This is a genomic window from Exiguobacterium sp. RIT452 (assembly GCF_003598705.1).
GTDB classification, from domain to species: domain Bacteria; phylum Bacillota; class Bacilli; order Exiguobacteriales; family Exiguobacteriaceae; genus Exiguobacterium_A; species Exiguobacterium_A undae.
In genome coordinates, this window is sequence record NZ_QXJB01000001.1 from 575,559 (window position 1) to 592,919 (window position 17,361).

The 17,361-nt window shown below is 50.1% G+C and carries 15 protein-coding genes; 9 read left to right on the forward strand and 6 right to left on the reverse strand.

Going from position 1 to position 17,361, the window contains the following annotated elements; all coding sequences use genetic code 11:
* Entirely contained in the window at positions 1-450 is a 450-nt protein-coding gene (locus D3D03_RS02890) for a hypothetical protein (protein ID WP_119922667.1), read from the reverse strand.
* A 15-nt stretch (positions 451-465) separates the two neighbouring features.
* Positions 466-1,506, reverse strand: a complete 1,041-nt coding sequence (locus D3D03_RS02895; RefSeq protein WP_158583672.1) for a phosphotransferase — start codon at positions 1,504-1,506, stop codon at positions 466-468.
* 163 nt (positions 1,507-1,669) lie between these two features.
* Between D3D03_RS02895 and D3D03_RS02900 the strand changes: the two genes are divergently transcribed.
* Complete coding sequence (locus tag D3D03_RS02900) at positions 1,670-3,067, forward strand: hypothetical protein (RefSeq protein ID WP_119922669.1); 1,398 nt, start codon at positions 1,670-1,672, stop codon at positions 3,065-3,067.
* Between the two features lie 81 nt (positions 3,068-3,148).
* Here the strand turns inward: D3D03_RS02900 and D3D03_RS02905 are convergent, their stop codons facing one another.
* On the reverse strand, positions 3,149-3,574 hold the full coding sequence (locus D3D03_RS02905) for a hypothetical protein (RefSeq protein ID WP_119922670.1): 426 nt from the start codon (positions 3,572-3,574) through the stop codon (positions 3,149-3,151).
* A gap of 300 nt (positions 3,575-3,874) precedes the next feature.
* Between D3D03_RS02905 and D3D03_RS02910 the strand changes: the two genes are divergently transcribed.
* The 7 genes from D3D03_RS02910 to D3D03_RS02940 all read left to right on the forward strand — a co-directional run bounded on the left by D3D03_RS02910 (position 3,875) and on the right by D3D03_RS02940 (position 13,961).
* Positions 3,875-6,592, forward strand: a complete 2,718-nt coding sequence (locus tag D3D03_RS02910; RefSeq protein ID WP_119922671.1) for a bifunctional 2',3'-cyclic-nucleotide 2'-phosphodiesterase/3'-nucleotidase — start codon at positions 3,875-3,877, stop codon at positions 6,590-6,592.
* An 83-nt stretch (positions 6,593-6,675) separates the two neighbouring features.
* Positions 6,676-7,191, forward strand: a complete 516-nt coding sequence (locus D3D03_RS02915; RefSeq protein ID WP_119922672.1) for a GrpB family protein — start codon at positions 6,676-6,678, stop codon at positions 7,189-7,191.
* Positions 7,184-7,630, forward strand: a complete 447-nt coding sequence (locus D3D03_RS02920; RefSeq protein WP_119922673.1) for a DinB family protein — start codon at positions 7,184-7,186, stop codon at positions 7,628-7,630. Before D3D03_RS02915 ends, D3D03_RS02920 begins: the two co-directional genes overlap by 8 nt.
* 12 nt (positions 7,631-7,642) lie before the next feature.
* On the forward strand, positions 7,643-8,512 hold the full coding sequence (locus D3D03_RS02925) for an alpha/beta fold hydrolase (RefSeq protein WP_119922674.1): 870 nt from the start codon (positions 7,643-7,645) through the stop codon (positions 8,510-8,512).
* Positions 8,513-8,676: 164 nt separating this feature from the next.
* The gene (locus tag D3D03_RS02930) at positions 8,677-9,813 is read left to right on the forward strand and encodes a GTP-binding protein (RefSeq protein WP_119922675.1); all 1,137 of its coding nucleotides are present in this window, start codon (positions 8,677-8,679) and stop codon (positions 9,811-9,813) included.
* Between the two features lie 91 nt (positions 9,814-9,904).
* Positions 9,905-11,428 (forward strand): cardiolipin synthase, encoded by a 1,524-nt coding sequence (locus tag D3D03_RS02935; RefSeq protein WP_026833255.1) that lies wholly within the window; start codon positions 9,905-9,907, stop codon positions 11,426-11,428.
* A 157-nt stretch (positions 11,429-11,585) separates the two neighbouring features.
* Entirely contained in the window at positions 11,586-13,961 is a 2,376-nt protein-coding gene (locus D3D03_RS02940; protein ID WP_119922676.1) for a glycoside hydrolase family 31 protein, read from the forward strand.
* A 273-nt stretch (positions 13,962-14,234) separates the two neighbouring features.
* Here the strand turns inward: D3D03_RS02940 and D3D03_RS02945 are convergent, their stop codons facing one another.
* From D3D03_RS02945 to D3D03_RS02955, 3 genes are all read right to left on the reverse strand, one after another.
* On the reverse strand, positions 14,235-15,032 hold the full coding sequence (locus D3D03_RS02945; protein ID WP_119922677.1) for an SMI1/KNR4 family protein: 798 nt from the start codon (positions 15,030-15,032) through the stop codon (positions 14,235-14,237).
* A 124-nt stretch (positions 15,033-15,156) separates the two neighbouring features.
* Positions 15,157-15,738, reverse strand: a complete 582-nt coding sequence (locus tag D3D03_RS02950; RefSeq protein ID WP_014970191.1) for a DUF1643 domain-containing protein — start codon at positions 15,736-15,738, stop codon at positions 15,157-15,159.
* 15 nt (positions 15,739-15,753) lie between these two features.
* Positions 15,754-16,437 carry a lytic transglycosylase domain-containing protein gene (locus tag D3D03_RS02955; protein ID WP_026833253.1) on the reverse strand — a complete coding sequence of 228 codons (684 nt, stop codon included), beginning with the start codon at positions 16,435-16,437 and terminating at the stop codon, positions 15,754-15,756.
* Positions 16,438-16,792: 355 nt separating this feature from the next.
* On the opposite strand from D3D03_RS02955, the gene D3D03_RS02960 reads away from it, so the two are divergent.
* Positions 16,793-17,215 carry a hypothetical protein gene (locus tag D3D03_RS02960; protein ID WP_014970193.1) on the forward strand — a complete coding sequence of 141 codons (423 nt, stop codon included), beginning with the start codon at positions 16,793-16,795 and terminating at the stop codon, positions 17,213-17,215.
* Positions 17,216-17,361: the final 146 nt, after the last annotated feature.

Here is a 17,361-nt window from a genome sequence, read left to right on the forward strand (position 1 = left end):
TTAGTTCATCCCCTTCAAAAAGTCTTTTGCGACTCGATTCTTCGATTCCATTCGTAAGATTTCATTCGCTACAGCAAGGGCTTCTTGTGTTGGTGTGACTTGATCGGGCACTTTCGCTAAGAACAACAAATACTCCAGGAAAGCGACGTCTTGACGATGGGTCAGGGCAACTATTCGCTGAACATGGTCATACGCTCGGTAGTAGGCGCGGTCATAATGACAAAAAGGATGGATCAATAGACCAAACGCTAACTCGTGCAGTTTGACTGTTTCTTTTTGTTCAATCAGATAACAGACGAACTGATACAAAATGTCTGTCTCGTGATCAAAAGCGTCCCCTATGAATTCATCACTGATTTCATCGATGTCATACGTCTCAAATAAGATTTTTGCCTTGCTGAATTGATTCATTTTAATCAGCGTCGTGAGGTAAGTGTAATCGATGGACATTGAGGATCCAACTCTTTATTGAAAAGTACGATTCGTGTTCTTTTGACTGTCATGCCACCACTTTTTAATCACCGGACACAGCGCTTCGTAGTCTTTGAGCGCTTTTAACGTCTCCAGCACCTGTTGAACGGCAACTTGTTGCTCCTTTTCAGCTACGGGTTCGAGGTGAAGAGCTTTGGACAGACTATAGGCAAGCCATCCGAGTTTACTCGCGTATCCAGCGGACAGAGCGGGCTCAAGAGGATAGTCAAGTCGACCGCCTGCCGCATGATATCCTTTGACGAATGCCTCGAAATGGTCTCGTCGCACACGATTTTGCTCATCGAGCGACCAATAAAGGACCGTTTCTAAAAAATCGTGCATCGGATGAATCGGACCGGCCGATTCCCAGTCGATGAGAACCGGTGCACCGGACTTCCATAACACGTTTTTGGCATCTAAATCGCGGTGACTGAGGACCGATGTTCCTTGCCATTGTTTTAGGGCAGAAGACGCTTCGCTGTCCCAACGTTTGATTCGTTTTAAATCCGTCCAATAAGGTTCTAGCACTTTTTGTTCTTGTTGACGGATTCTTTCAGAGAATGTGTCCCATGGTACCGGAGACTCTGGTGATGCAGCGGTTTGTTGAACCTGCAGCGAGGACAGGTCCGTAGCATGGATCTGCGCCAACTGTTCGCCGATCAGTTCAGCGTGGCTCGCTGTGACTTGTTGAATCGGCAACGTCGACCCGTCTACCCACGGAAAGACAAGATAATAGTGTGTACCGATTTGTTGCAAGGCAGATCCATCAATCGTCAAGGCAGGCAGAGCGGACACTTTGCCTGCTAAAGCGTTGACAATCCGTTCCGAATCGATGAAGTTTTGTCGTGCGGTCGGACGAGAAAGGATGGATGGATTCAGCAACTTCACCGCATATGTCCCGGTCGTTGTCTGCAGTCGATTCATCTGATGCAGGAGACCACCGGACAGTACTGTCGGTTCCGTAAGCAGCTGACCAAGTTTTGCCTGTCTGCTGATGTTCTCAAAAAGCGTTTGATTGGGTTCTGTTGTCGTCACATCGTTCCTCCTCATGGAATCAAAATCCCTCTTCCATACAGTTTTGGTTATAATTAGAGTATATCGTACAGAAATGACCAGAAGTCATTGAAATTAGACGACCGGCGTTTCTGAACGGCATAGAACAGGAATAATCAAACAAAGGAAAAGGAGGGACTAGAGGATGGAGCAACGACAAGAGCGGCGCAACCGGCGCTTTTCGATTATGGATCTCGTGTTCGGGATTGGGTTTGGTCTGATTTTCTTTGCCGTCTTATATGGTCTGATGTCACTCGTGACCGGACAAATCGAATCCTCGGGTGATTACCAGTCGCTCGTCGAGCAAATGCAGGATGCAGGCGTCACCTGGGGAAGCAGCGACGTGACGGTCACGCTGATGCTGTTATTCGTCGGCGGACTGGACGTGACGATGCCGGGTGCGGTCCGGGAAGCAATCATCAATCAAGCGCTCGGGGCGAGTTCGGCCGGAGATGTGTTATCGATCTTTGGGATCGATTTGAATCAAGTTTTGTCCCCGCTGACGTTCGACGCCACCTATGGATCACTGTTGCTGTCGGTGTTTGGGATCGTATTTGTTTTTATTCTCTTTTTAATAATGCGGATCAAAGCAAACCGGCTCGGATGGACAGTCCGATCCGTCAGTTTTTTAGTGACGGTCTGGATCGGTTGGTTCTTTCTTGTCCAGCGCAGTGAATCGATTTCCTTTTTATCGTTCCAAGGCGGTGTGTTGACACAAGGCTTGCTGGCACTTGGGATCGTGATCGGTTTAAGTTATCTGGCGCTCTATCCGCAAGGGTTATCCGGTTTGTCAGCGGCAGCCCGGGGCAGCCTGCTCGTGTTGGTATTTGCGAGCTGTCTCCAACTGTATCTCGTCGTGACGGATGAAACCAAATACAACGGAGATTCGATGCTTCGGACGGCCTTGACGGTCGCGAGTCTCGATGCCGGAAGCGGCGGCATGTATGACTTGTTGCACGGCGGACAGATTTCCTATAAAGCGAACGTTCTCGGAGCAGACGTCGACGTACCGGTAACGATGCTGAACGGGGAGACATCGACCGGGAAATTAAATCAATCGATTGAGGATGTCCTGGCAGAAGTGGACACTGATCGGGTGACGGAACAACTGTTGACGATTCTCGGCGGTGAACGACCTGATTTGTCGGATACCCAGCTGAATCTTGAACCGGTTGATTACGGCATCGCCCGCCAGACGATTCAGGCACTCGATGCGGAATCAGCCGGATCCGTACCGGAGCCGATTGACTCGGAAAGTGCCTACTGGATCTTGATTCTGATTCCGTTTGTTCTGTATCTGCTCGTCAGTATCCGTGCGTTCCGGACGATCCTTGATCCGATCGTCTTTGCGGTTTTGATCGGCGTCACGAGTTTCCTTGTCGCTCAGGCGACGACGGCAAACTTTACCGTCGCCTGGCGGAATGAAGCCTTACTGCAGTTTGCGCAACAACCTGTTGGATTGACACCGCTCTATGCAGCCGGTATGGCCTTGCTGGCGGGATTAATCGGTTTTGTCATCAAACGAAAACCCAATGTTTCATAAATAAAGAATGATCGGTTTAAGAATAGCTATGTAATGAGAAGGGCACAGTCGAAAGAATCTGTGCTCTTTTTTCGTTTCGACCTATTGATTGTTCAGAATTTTTTCCCCGACATCAAATACTCCTGATTTCAATTTCTCATGAATCAATTGTGTTGAAATCTCAATCGGATAGTTCTCTTGTTCCTTTTCATCAATCGATAAAGTGGTTAGCAACTCAGAATGGAAATGTGCCAAGGTGGGAATGATGCCTGAAAATTGATAGTCTTTTTGAATCCGTATTAAAAACAAAGGAAGTTGTAAAACTGCTGCGGAAGAAGCGTTGCGTTTGAGCATCACATAGTCAATAGAGGTGAGTAGATCCGGAGTATATGCTTTTTGCTCGATCATCTTCATTAAAAGATTTTCCAGCGTCTCTATGTGCGCGGTCAAATCAAGGATATGTTGATCCATACGTTCGATATCCCGTTCTAGTTGGGGAATGGATGGATGAAGCTGAGTATTTTTCATAATTGAAATCTCCTTCGCCAAGAATCTTGATATGTACTAAAGTGAGTTGCCATTTCCTAACAGAATTATGGCGTAAGTTGTTTTATTTTTCAAATAGAGAGGTGAACTGCTGTTCACTGCAAAAAAATAAGGTGATTCCTTTGAAAAGATTAAGTATAAATGAAGTTTGTAAAGCCAGTATTTGGTATTAGTTAAGTAGGTTAAATAAGACGGATGTCCGACCTATTCAAAGATGCTATAAGCTACAATGAAAGCGTGTTAAATTAGTTGAGCAGTCATTTACACTTAGGGGGAAATCAGATGAAAAAAGTCACGAAAATCGTCATTGCCAGCACGTTGATCGCACCGATGCTTGCGCCCGTCATTCAAGTCAAGACACTCGCCGCCGACAACAGCGTCGTCAAACTTCGTTTTTTAGAGACCACTGATTTACATACAAACTCAATGAACTATGATTATTTTAAAGATGCGCAGGATGAGACGATTGGTCTCGTCAAGGCGGCGACCGTCATCAAACAAGAGCAGAATGTCGTCGGGGAATCAAACAGCTTCCTGTTCGATAACGGGGATACGCTCCAAGGGACACCGTTTGGCGATTACGTCAAAAATCAATATGATCAAGGCAACAAAGGCAAACACCCGATGTATGAGCTGATGGAATACCTCGGTTATGACGCCGTCACTCTCGGAAATCACGAGTTCAACTTCGGACTCGACTTCTTGAAAAACGCGATGAGTGCGTCTAAAGGCGAAATCAAGTTCGTAAACTCGAACGTCCTCGATGCAGTCACGAAAAAGCCGATCGTCTCGGATTACAATGAAGACGGCAAAGATTATCAAATCATCGAACGCCAAGTCAAAGACCAGAACGGTCAGATGAAGACGGTCAAGGTGGGTGTCTTCGGAGTCGTCACACCACAAATCATGGCGTGGGATGCCGGCAACCTGACCGGGAAAGTCACGGCTGAAGATATCATTCCGACGGCCAAAGCAACAGCGAAGAAATTAAAAGACGCCGGTGCAGACGTCGTCGTCGCACTCGGACACACGGGAATCGGGGATACGCCAGATCAAAAAGACGGCGACGAGAACGTCGGTTATGCACTGACGAAAATCGCCGACATCGATGTCTTGATGACCGGTCACCAGCACGGGAAGTTCCCGGACGCAAAATCAGCATTTAACGCATTGCCGAACGTCGATGCAGCGAACGGTCTCATCAACGGCAAACCGGTCGTCATGGCGAACACGCAAGGGAAAAACGTCGGTGTGATTGATCTGCAGTTAAAACAAGACGGCGACAAGTGGGTCGTGGATACATCGGCTGCGAAACTGGCCGACGTCACGAAAGACACGACGGCAGATGCCGGTGCCGTCAAGTTGATTGAAAAAGCGCATGAAGGAACACTCGCCTATATCCGCCAACAAGTCGGAACGATCAACGACGATATCCAAAGCTTCTTTGCTCTGGTTCAGGATGACGATTCGGTCCAGTTCGTTACGAACGCGCAAAAATGGTACGTCGAGAAACAATTACAAGAAAACGCGGATCTCGCACAATATAAAGATTTACCGCTCCTGTCTGCCGGCGCACCGTTTAAGACAGGCGGCCGGAACCAAGTCAATGCCTCAGACTATACATTGATCAAAAAAGGACCAATCGCACTGAAAAACGTCGCCGATCTTTACGTCTATCCGAACACACTCGAAGTCGTTAAAGTCACGGGAGCTGACGTCAAGAACTGGCTCGAGATGTCGGCCGGTCAATTCAACGAAGTGACGGATGCGAAAACAGACTTGCTGAACAAAGAGTTCCGGAGTTACAACTTCGATATCCTCGACGGTTTGACGTACGAAATCGACATCACGAAACCGGCGAAGTACGACTTTAACGGGGTTCTCGTCAAAGAAGACGCGAATCGTGTCCAAAACATCAAGTACCAAGGCAAGGCAATCACGGACGAGCAAGAATTCCTCGTCGCAACCAACAACTACCGTGCCGGCAGTGCGACCTTCCCGGGTCTTGGAGAAGGCAAAAAAATCGTCTACAAATCCGCTTATGAGACACGTAACGTCATCTCGGACTTCATCAAAGCGAAACAACCGGTCGACTATCAAGCGGATGACAACTGGTCACTCGTCGCAAGCAAACCGTTGACGGTCAACTTCGATTCTGCGGAAGCGGCTGCACCGTACACGAAACGTTACGAAGGCATCACGAACACAGGCGTCAAACGGGCGGGAGAAACGGGGACATTCTTGACGTTTAACATGAACGTTCCGATGAAAAACTTCAACGTCAGTGTCAGCAGCGTTAAGCCGGGCGCAAAAGTCGTCACGGGAACAGCTGTTGCGGGTGCAAAAGTCACGGTCAAACGCGGTACATCGGTCCTTGGAACGGCAACTGCGGATGAAACCGGCAAGTATGCCGTCACGGTTCGTCCGGTTAAACTCCGTGACAAACTGACGGTCGTTTCAGAACTCGGTTTCATGAAAACTGAAAAAACAATCACGGTCGGCACGGGTGTCGTCGCGACACCGGCCATCGATAAAAAGTCAGCTGTTTACGGTTCAACGGTCCTGACAGGTAAAGCGACAGACGGTCTGGATGTGACGCTGTACAAAGGCTCAACGAAGATCGCCAAAGCGAAAACAACAGCGAGCGGCTTTAAGATTCCAGTCAAAGACGGTTTGATGACAGGCACGTATACCGTTAAGTCGACGGATATCTCAAACAAGATCACGAAAAAAGCGTCGTTTACGATCAAAAACACGTATCCGGTTAAAAAATGGACCGGTAAAAAGACCTTGACGGGGAAAGTGGAAAAACGTCAAATCGTTCGTCTGTTCCAAAAAACGGGCAACGGGTATCAATTGATTGCGCAGGACGTTGCCGATAACCACGGCAACTACGTCTTGAAGATGCGGACCGGACTTGCGACGGGTTCATACAAGATGAACATCTATACGGCATCTGACCGTCTCGATCAATCGCGTTACTTCATTACGAAAAAATAAGCAACGAAACGACTTCTCAGCTGAGGAGTCGTTTTTGTTTTGCCGGTAAAACTGGCATACTACATACGAGAGGAGAGGATTTCATGAGACAAGTCATCGTCACACCGTATCAGACATCATGGCCGGACACATTTGAGCAGGAAGCGGCGCGGCTCCGAACGGTTTTCGGGGAGCGGTTGCTTGCAGTGCACCATATCGGCAGCACGTCGGTCCCGGGACTGTCGGCAAAACCGATTCTCGACATCCTGCCGGTCGTCGATACGCTCGATGGCATCGAAGCGTTCGATGCCGCGATGGAAGCCATCGGCTATGAGGTCAAAGGCGAGTTCGGGATGCCGGGTCGCCGGTATTACCGCAAAGGCGGCGACAAACGGACGCATCACATTCATCTGTATGCAACCGGTAATCCGGAAATCGCGCGTCACGTCGTCTTTCGCGATTACTTGCGGCAGCATCCGGGTGAAGTCCGCGCCTATAGTGACATCAAAGAGCAACTGGCGACACAATATCCGACGGACATCAGCGCCTACATTGCCGGTAAGGACCTGTTCGTCAAAGCGATGGAACAACGGGCGCTTCTGTGGTGGTCCCGTGGATGAGTGGCAGGAAGCCGCCTTGCGGCATATCGGAGTTGGTGTCCGGACGACACGAAGTCTGATTCAATTGATTCGACCGGAAGACTGGGACAAACGACCGATTCCCGGAAAACGGTCAGTGTACGAGGTAGCGGTCCATCTGGCGGTGTTGCTCGAAGCCGATTTACGGATTGCAACGGGAGCGACGGCGTCTGAGATGGCGGACTTCTATGCCGTCCCGGTGCCGGCCGACCAGATCGTGGACCGCTTGGAGCAAGCCTTTCATGCATACGAACAGCAGCTGATGACCGGTTTTTCGACCCGACCGACCTATTGGGGGGTTACGGACAGTGCTCCCGGTTGGCTGATAGAAGCAGCCGTTCACTTGTACCACCACCGGTCACAGTTGTTTGATTATCTGAATCTGCTGGGTTATGAGATGGATCTGGCTTTATTTGAATAGGGGGAAGTCGTGATGGAACGAATTGTGGATACAGTGGACGGACGGTTTGACACCCGTCTGACCGGAACGGGAAATGTGACGTTCATCCTTGATCATGGGATGATGTCGAGTCATCACCAGTGGGGCTGGCTCCGCGGTGAATTATTGAAACAAGGACGGGTCTTTGAATACTCGCGTCTCGGGTACGGCAAATCGACCCGCGGTAAATCAAAACGGTTGTTCACGCAACAAGCGGACGAACTGGAACGGGTCCTTGACTTGCTGGCGATTCGCGGACCGTTCGTCTTCATCGGGCATTCGCTCGGGGCCTACATTTCGCTTGAACTCGGACGCCGCCGTCCGGACGACACAGCGGGAATTGTCTTGCTGGATCCGTCGCACCCGGAAGTCGATGCCGAACTGCCGAACTGGTACGAACGGACACAAGAGGAATGGAACCGCTTTTTGTATGGGCTCAGTCATGTCCGGCCGATCGCTTGGTTGATTCCCGACGATCTCGGCGCACGGATGTTCACGAGTCTGCCGGAAGCCGACCGGGTACCGATGTGGCGGAACATGGCACGGAAAAACCACTGGCGGGGAACGTTAGACGAGTGGGAGGCAGTTGAAGCGAACAATCAACATGTCTTGCAGGTTGTCGCCCATGTCACACCTCCTGTGCTCGTCTTATCGGCTTCCGACTGGGCCGGCGGGATGCCGGAAAACTGGCTGCATCCGGAACTGACGAAACGGATTAATGCCGCTCACGAACGGTTTGCAAGCAGTTTACCGAATGCGACGTTCCATGTGATCCCGAAGACGAATCATTATACGATTGCCGGATTTTCGCAGGAGGCGGCGGAAACGATCGTCCGGTTGATGCGGACCTCTTTTTTTGAGTAGGTGACACGAAACATCATCAAAGGACAGGCTTTTTCCGACCCGGTAGCACAGACCGGAACGGGGAAAGCTTTTTTTGTCGGGACAAAATCAGTTGACAGGCTAAATCGGAACGATTACTATTTAAAACGTAATGATTACGATTTGACTAAAAAGGAGTTTTTTCTATGAGTCCGATTCCCATCACTGTCCTGTCCGGTTATCTCGGTTCCGGTAAGACGACGGTATTGAACCATTTATTGAACAACCGGCAAGGGCGGAAGCTTGCCATCATCGTCAACGATATGAGCGAAGTCAACATCGATGCGGCATTGATCGAGCAAGGCGGTTTCTCGCGGACGGAAGAATCGTTTGTGACGTTATCGAACGGTTGCATCTGCTGTACGTTACGGGATGATTTACTGCTGGAGGTCCGGCGGCTGGTCGATCAAGGCAATATCGACGGTATCGTCATCGAATCGAGCGGCATCTCGGAGCCGATTCCGGTTGCCCAAACCTTTACATACCTCGATGAAGACAGTCAGATTGATTTGACGGAAACGACGAAAATCAATGCGATGGTGACGGTCATCGACGGCTATCGGTTCTTGAAGGACTTTGAATCCGGCGAATCCCTGATTGAACGGCAACAGGCGGTCGACTTCACGGACGTCCGTGAAGTCGTGGATCTGCTGGTTGACCAGGTCGAGTTCGCCGATATCATTTTATTGAATAAGATCGACCGGTTGACGGAGGAGGAAAAGCACGATGTCATCGGCTATTTGAAAGCCTTGAATCCGATTGCCAAACTGATTGAGACGACACACGGACAGGTTGATCCGGCCGAAATTCTGGACGTTGATCTGTTTGATTTCGAACAGGCGGCAGCAAGCGCCGGTTGGATTCGCGAGCTGAATGCCGAGGAACATGTTCCGGAAACGGAAGAGTACGGAATCAGTTCGTTCGTCTATAAGCGGGAACTCCCGTTTCATCCGGAGCGGTTGCTGGCTTTGATTGAGGCGTGGCCGGAAGAAGTTGTCCGCGCGAAAGGCTTTTTGTATCTGGCGACCCGTCCGGAAATCGCTTTGCTGTTCCATCAAGCGGGGTATGCGTCGAACATGGAATATGCCGGCCGTTTTGAAAGCATCAACGATCGCCGGACGGAACTGGTCTTGATCGGCATCGGTTTTGATCAGCAGGCTCTCGAAGCGAAGTTTGATGCCTGCCTCGTTCAAGCGGATGAAACGGATTGGACCAGCCTGAGTGATCCGATTCCGGGACGCGAGATGTACGACATGAATTTTTCAAAAGAGGTCAACTTTTAAAGAAATCACATCCGTGGTTTCTTTTTTTGCTATATTTTTAAAGGAGACAGGGAAATAGAACAATAGAGTACGTTGCAGAGGAGGAAGTCTAGTGCGCAATCGGATTTTACAGTTCGCGCTCGTGTTTTTAGTCGCAGGTGGAATCATTTGGGGGCTATATCAATTAGGCTACCTGTTTTATGTCCTGACGATTTCCGCGACCGTCGTTCCGCTCGCGGTCATCATGATCATCTTCATCGAAAACCGGACGGCCGAGTCGACGATTGCCTGGTTTTTAGTCTTAATCTTCTTACCGATCCTCGGTGTCATCATCTGGATGATGTTCGGCCGCAATCCGCGTCGCCGGCGCCGAAACCGCCGGTCGCATGACGAGCGGACCTTGCTGAGACAGGCGATTCGTCCGGTCCGGTCGCTCGCCGTCAGTGAGTTGCCGCCGAATCATTTGAAGCTTGCCAACACAATCCGGAACTTCGGCGGCGGCGGGGTGGATGTCCACACGGCAAGTCAAATCCTGACGAACGGCAGCGAGACGTTTCCGGAAATCCTCCGGGCGATCCGTTCCGCCGAACATCATGTTCACATCCAGTACTACATTTACCGCAACGACGAGACCGGTCAGGCAATCCGTGAAGCATTGATCGAGCGGTTGAACGCCGGCGTCGAAGTCCGGTTCATGTTTGACGGACTCGGCAGCTACATGCTCGGGGAAGGTTTCTTGAAGCCGCTCCGGGAAGCCGGAGCGAAGATTGCCGCTTATGATCCGATTTCGAGTCCGTTGTTCATCTTCACGGCCAACTTCCGCAATCACCGGAAGATTGTCGTCGTCGACGGGAAGATCGGCTTTACCGGTGGACTGAACGTCGGGGACGAATACGACGGGAAAAGTAAGAAGTTCGGCTTTTGGCGTGACACGCATCTCCGGCTCGAAGGACGGGCCGTCAAGGAACTGCAGGCGACCTTCCTGGATGATTGGTTATACGCTCATCTCGAAGGCAGTGACACGTGGGAGACATTTGCCGGTGACGAAGCGATTCATCACTACTTCCCGAAACATGATGTCGAGTCGGACGGCGCGGTGCAAGTCGTGACAAGTGGACCGACATCGAAAGATCCGGCGATCCGGAACGCGTTGATCGCTGCAATCATTTCAGCCCAACGGTCGATTTGGATCTCGACACCGTATTTGATTCCGGATAATGAAACGATGACGTTACTCCGTCTTGCGGCACGCGCAGGACTGGATGTAAGGATTCTGACACCGGGCAAAGGTGACAGTTTCACATCTTACTACGGCACGCGCTCTTATTTTGGACCACTCTTAAAAGACGGTGTCAAGATTTATACGTACAACCGTCATTTCATCCATGCGAAACTGTTTCTCGTCGACGGAAAGATTGCCGTCGTCGGAACGGCGAACATGGACATCCGGAGTTTTGTCTTGAACTATGAACTGATGGCGTTTATGTATGACTCGGAGAGTGCCGCCCGACTCGAACGTGATTTCATCGATGATTTCGATGTCTCGATCCAGTTGTCATCGGCCCATTACGTCAAGCGACCGATGCGGTTCCGGATCTTCGAATCGTTTTCGCGTCTGATTTCACCATTGCTTTAAAACGAGTCCCGCATCGTCCCTTATTTCCAGGGGCGGTGCGTTTTTTGATTAGCTGTCACTTGAAACGGGAACAACAAGTTTTATACACTAATAGTGTAATCGGTTGCACATTCATTTTTGGAAGGAAGTGACAAGGACGTTCGCGTCCTGATCCCGTATGCGCACAATTGACGAATCCCATTTTTATACCCGAGACATGAAACCATTGGCACGACCAGAAGCGATTGTTCAAGGCGACACGTATCGCTTTACCGTCTTAACAAGTCGTCTCATCCGACTCGAGTACGCAGCGGACGGGCGATTCGAGGATCGACCGACGCAAACCGTATGGAACCGTGATTTTCCCGTTCCATCGTACCGGATCGTCGAGGACGAAACCGAGCTGCAAATCATCACGGAACACGTCCATTTGCACTATACGAAAGGACCGTTTGCGTCGAATACGCTGTATATCGACGTCCTTGGGAACTTCAGTACGTATTACAGCCGCTACACGTACGGCGGACCGCTCCGGACCCTCAAAGGAACGGCACGGACGCTTGACCACGCCGATGGTGAGATTCCGCTGGAAGAAGGAATCATCTCCCGCCAAGGTTATGCGGCGATTGATGATTCGGCATCATTTGTCCTGACGGAAGATCATTTCGTCGAACCCCGTCAAGAAGGCGCACAAGACATCTATTACTTTGGCTACGGTCATGACTACAAACAGGCGTTAAAAGACTTTTACCGGCTGACCGGTCCGACGCCGATGTTACCGCGGCAAGTGCTCGGGAACTGGTGGAGCCGGTACTGGCGCTATAACGAAAAAGAATACAAGGATTTGATGAACCGTTTCAAAGCGGAAGACGTCCCGTTTTCGGTCAGTGTCATCGACATGGACTGGCACGTGACGGACATTCCGGAGAAGTACGGCAGCGGTTGGACGGGCTACACATGGAACCGTGATTTGTTCCCGGATCCAAAAGGGTTCCTGCAATGGCTGAAAGAGGACGACCGGATGGTGACACTCAACCTGCACCCAGCGGACGGCGTCCGTGGATTCGAGGAAGCGTATGAGGCGATGGCCGTTGCGATGGGCGTCGATCCGGATACGGAAGACCGGATTCCGTTCGACTTCTCGGACCGTGACTTCATCGAACATTACTTTACGAAACTGCATCACCCGCATGAAGCGGACGGCGTTGATTTCTGGTGGATTGACTGGCAACAGGGCGCAAACTCGAAGATGAAGGGGCTTGATCCTCTTTGGATGCTCAATCATTACCATGCGCTCGACATCGCCCGGGACGGCAATCGTCCGTTGATCTTCTCGCGGTATGCCGGACCCGGCAGTCACCGTTATCCGGTCGGTTTCTCGGGAGACACATTGATTTCGTGGGCATCGCTGAAATTCCAACCGTATTTCACGGCGACGGCTTCGAACATCGGCTACGGCTGGTGGAGTCATGATATCGGGGGACACCAGCGTGGTGAGAAGGACGACGAACTGTCGACACGTTGGTTGCAGTACGGTGTCTTCAGCCCGATCATGCGTCTCCACAGTACGATGAGTATCTTCAACGGGAAAGAGCCGTGGCGGTACTCGGTCGAGTCGGAGCAGGTGATGAAGAAGTACCTGCGTCTGCGGCACCAGCTTGTCCCGTATATCTATACGATGAACGCCCGGAACCACTTTGACGGTCTGCCGCTCGTCTCGCCGATGTACTATGAGCATCCGGAAGACGAACTGGCGTATGCGGTTCCGAACCAATATTACTTCGGGACGGAATTGATGGTGACGCCGATCGTCGAACCGATGAATCCGAACTTGCATGTCGCAGCGACGACTGCTTGGTTGCCGGACGGCGAATGGTTTGATTTCTTCACCGGTCATCGGTACACGGGCGGTAAACAGATGCGGTTGTTCCGTAAACTCGAAGATCAAGGGGTTCTGGCAAAGGCCGGGGCAATCGTCCCGCTTGGTCAACATCTCGAGCATTCGAACGCACTTCACAATCCGGATCATCTCGAGTTGCTTGTCTTCCCGGGGGCGTCGAACCGCTTTACGTTATTCGAGGATGACAACGTCGGTGTCGCACACCGGGACGGCGAGAACGTCGAAACGGCATTTGAGCTTGACTGGTCAGCGCGGACCTTGACGATCGCGACACCGTTCGGCAAACGGGAACTGTTGCCGGAAAAACGTGAGGTGACACTGATTCTGCGCGGAGTCAACGAAGGACACGTTTCCCGGGACGGAGAAGTCCTGCCAAGCCGTTATGATCATAAAACTCAATCGTTGTCGGTCGAACTCGGCGAACTCGGGGAGAAGCAAGTCCTGTCGCTCCAAGTCGATATGTCGACGAACGATAACCGGATGGAGCGGTTGTATACGTTCCTTGATCAGGCGGAGATCGGCTATGATCTGAAAGACCGTTTGTATCGGTTATTGTCGCAACGTTTGGAACCGGTCAACTTGATGCATCAGCTTCAGGCGTTGGATCTGGAGAAAGATCTTGTCGACTGCTTGCTTGAAATCATGTTGTTCTAAAACAAAGCAAGGTAGTGCTAGCTCTCACTCTCTTTTCATCCGCTTTCCTCAGGCGAGACACAAGCCAGTATTCGCGAGTTTTCCAAAACCGCGAATCCGGGTCTTGTTTGTCTCTGACAGCGCAGGCTTGCCTGCGCTTTTCCCTGCAGGAGTCGGATGAAGAGTAGTGAGATTCACGAAAATTAAAAAGAAGCGGTGGACACATCCATCGCTTCTTTTTATATGCAAACATCGATTGGTCAATCAGCAATAAACTTCAAAATCCGTTTTTCATCACAGTTCTTCATTCAACCATTCGATAAGATCACTCAAATCTGTAATCAGATGTTTGCTCTTCAATAAGTCGATGACGTCTTCAAGAGAATTCTGCAGTTTTTCTGAATGATTGATCATTGTTTCGGCTAGGTATCCCGCATAACTGTCAATCTGATCTTCATGATTACTCTGTTCAATCCGTTGCATCAATTCACGAACCAATCGTTCCGGTTCTTGACCAATCACCATCCAATGGGAGTAGGCAAGTAAAGTGTCATCCTCATCGCCGTGATCAATGAATTCGAGGATTTCTGCCATCGTCAAAAAACTCACAGAAGCGTCAGCTGCATCAAGCGGCTCATCTTTCTGAACAGACAGCTTCGTCAGTAGTTCGTCAAAGGAGCTTGCCACAACATGATTAGAAATAACTGAGATATCCAGACACCAGACGGACGGTTGGTACGCATTGTCTTCAAAATTGAAATAGTAGAAGTAACTGCCATCACCATGGGCAAAAATCATCTTTTTTCCGGTTACATCCCATTCCGGTAAAGTACCAACGTTTGACTGGTACACATCGTAAGATAACGGTTGGATGAAGGTGAAGGGCAAAAACGGTTGAGCGCCGGAGTCTGACCAAGTGTTTTCAAAATCCACTGATACAGCATTAAAAACGACAGACCCTCCGTTTTGTTCGGATAATTTCTCGAGGTAGCTTTCAGGAAAACGACCGGTAAGTTCTGTTTGAATCCTATGAATGTCCGCTTGAAGTAGAGCAGGGGCTGTCAGCTTTTCTTCTTCGTTCCAAAATGTCAAAGGATCTCACCTTCTTTCATGTCGTATTTAATGGACGGCGTTTTTGCAAGATGTGAGAAAAAGTTGGTCTAAAAAAGGTGTTCTTCCGCAACAATCATACGGGAAGAACACCTGACGAGCAGAATTATTTGCGTTTTAACTTCTTCGCTTTTAACTTCATGTCCTGATAGGTGATCATCGGACTGTCGTCGACGGTCAAACGAAGGTGATTCGGTTCGCCTTTAGAGGTGATGCCGGAACAATACAGAATGTCGGCATACTGATCAAACAGATTCTCATAAGCGGGCAGGTGGTGCATCAAACGACCGGGTGAACCCCAGCCGCACAAGACGACACCGTTCTTTTCCTTGACCTGACGTAACGTCTGTTCGACGAACTCGTAATTGAGTTCATCAAAACTGGCCTGGGCGAACGGTAAATCCTCGCTGACGAGCAAATCCGGCATCAGACTGATGATGTCGTACTGCTTGACCGGACCTTCGACGTATTTCTTCATCAAGTTATAGGCGCGCTGGGTCGTCGTCCCGGATAAAAACGCATCGGTCGTCCGCGGCGTGTAGATCAGGGCCGCGACATGGGTGCCGTCCTCGATGTCGTCGAAGATGTAGCTGCGTAAATAACGTTTTGTCTTGTCTTGGTCGAACGTCGTCTGGACGCGGATCGACGATTCCTCAATCGTCAATGTCGAACGATCGGGTTGTGTCATGGGTGGTGCCTCCTTTTAGTTGGTCAAACGTAAGCTGATGCGAAGGAGTTGTGCTAAAGTCTGTTTCTTGAAATCGAGATCGTTCGCATCAATCGGCTCGATTTGTTGTTGATAGGCATCGTATTGGTCGAGGACGTCGCTGACATACTGTTCACTGCGATTGTATTCAAACAGGGCAGATTCAAGCGTCGCTCGATCGGAACTTTTCGTGACGTCATGCTGATTGAGGTACTTGGCTGCCGTATGGGCGCTGTCCGTCAAATCCGTCGGATCGGCTTTGCCGTCTCCGTTTGCATCAACGCCAAGACCACCGTATTGTTTGATGGCGTCCGGATCCGTCAGGTCGATTCCGTCGTGCTCGATGTCGCCAAGTGACGTGCCGCCTTCGTATCCCCATCCGACCCATGTTTTCGGCATGAATTGGAACGGACCGATGGCGCCGACCGAAGACTGCATGGCGGACGATTTCGAGAAGATCGTCTCGACGCGGTGAATCGCGGCAAGCAACTTCCAATCGACCTCGTACCGGTCACCGGCTTGTTCGTAGATGTCGATGTTCTCGGCTGGGACACCGGATTGTCCGTAATAGGTGCGGTACAGTTCATTTTGGACACGTTCCCGGTTTTGCCAGTAGATGATGCTACTACCGATGAGGACGATCAGTACGAACAAGATGCTTAATCGAAAAACTTTTCGCATATTGTTCTCTCCTCTTTCTGTGATTCCACTGAATGGTATCATATTTCGCAAGGCGCTAATAGTTTTTTTGTGAAGTCCGTTCCCCGGCAACGGTGAGAGCGGTCACATCTTCTTCAAAGATGGATTGACCGTGTCCGCTTTTTCAGTTGAAACAAGAGCAAAGCGGATGGAAGAAACAGCTGAATGGGAAAGAGGATGTTAATTACTGACATCGTCAAAACAACGGAAATTTGTTAGACTAAACGTCAGATGAAGTCATCGTTCATTTTTAAGAAATTGACGGTTGCAGGAACTGTTGGTGGGCTTGTAAAATGAAGAGGTAAACGCTTACACATCAAAGGAGATGGACGAAACCATGCGAACGATCACTTCCACTGGCGAACGAAAGAAAACAAGTTGGACTCTAAATATCGGGAGTCAACCGAAGTTGATGATGGATGGACTGACGGAGAAAGAAACAGATCAAGAACAACGGATCATCTTCGATCACTTTTACATTCCGACGACGGCTACACTGATTTTTCGGTTCAAGGAACGTTTCCCGAACCATCTCTGTGAGAATGGGTATGATGTGTATGGAGCAGCAGCTTTTGATGAGCAGGTCGTCGAATTGATCTCGAACTGGTTCATTGAACTGGTGACGGTCTTGACGGCGATTCAACGGACGAAAGGTGTCCAACATTTTGTCATCGAAGGCGGCGTCGCGAAGCGGACGGATTTCCTTCCGACCGTACGCCGGACCTGCCGCGCATTAGAATCAACAGTCGATATCGCATAATTCGTAAGACGGACGGGATCATGCCCGTCCGTCTTTTTTTGTGGCGCAAAAAAACAGCCCTTCTGATGTTCTGACGAGCAGACGAAGGGCTGTTTTTGAAAAATGATTTGAAATGGGACGAGGAAAAGGCCGGCTCCTAGTCGAAA

Coding starts and splice junctions, on each gene's coding strand:
- D3D03_RS02930 (WP_119922675.1), top strand. CDS start 8,677: ATGAGTCCGATTCCCATCACTGTCCTGTCCGGTTATCTCGGTTCCGGT.
- D3D03_RS02910 (WP_119922671.1), top strand. CDS start 3,875: ATGAAAAAAGTCACGAAAATCGTCATTGCCAGCACGTTGATCGCACCG.
- D3D03_RS02940 (WP_119922676.1), top strand. CDS start 11,586: ATGCGCACAATTGACGAATCCCATTTTTATACCCGAGACATGAAACCA.
- D3D03_RS02950 (WP_014970191.1), bottom strand. CDS start 15,738: ATGACACAACCCGATCGTTCGACATTGACGATTGAGGAATCGTCGATC.
- D3D03_RS02960 (WP_014970193.1), top strand. CDS start 16,793: ATGCGAACGATCACTTCCACTGGCGAACGAAAGAAAACAAGTTGGACT.
- D3D03_RS02900 (WP_119922669.1), top strand. CDS start 1,670: ATGGAGCAACGACAAGAGCGGCGCAACCGGCGCTTTTCGATTATGGAT.
- D3D03_RS02905 (WP_119922670.1), bottom strand. CDS start 3,574: ATGAAAAATACTCAGCTTCATCCATCCATTCCCCAACTAGAACGGGAT.
- D3D03_RS02890 (WP_119922667.1), bottom strand. CDS start 450: ATGTCCATCGATTACACTTACCTCACGACGCTGATTAAAATGAATCAA.
- D3D03_RS02915 (WP_119922672.1), top strand. CDS start 6,676: ATGAGACAAGTCATCGTCACACCGTATCAGACATCATGGCCGGACACA.
- D3D03_RS02955 (WP_026833253.1), bottom strand. CDS start 16,437: ATGCGAAAAGTTTTTCGATTAAGCATCTTGTTCGTACTGATCGTCCTC.
- D3D03_RS02925 (WP_119922674.1), top strand. CDS start 7,643: ATGGAACGAATTGTGGATACAGTGGACGGACGGTTTGACACCCGTCTG.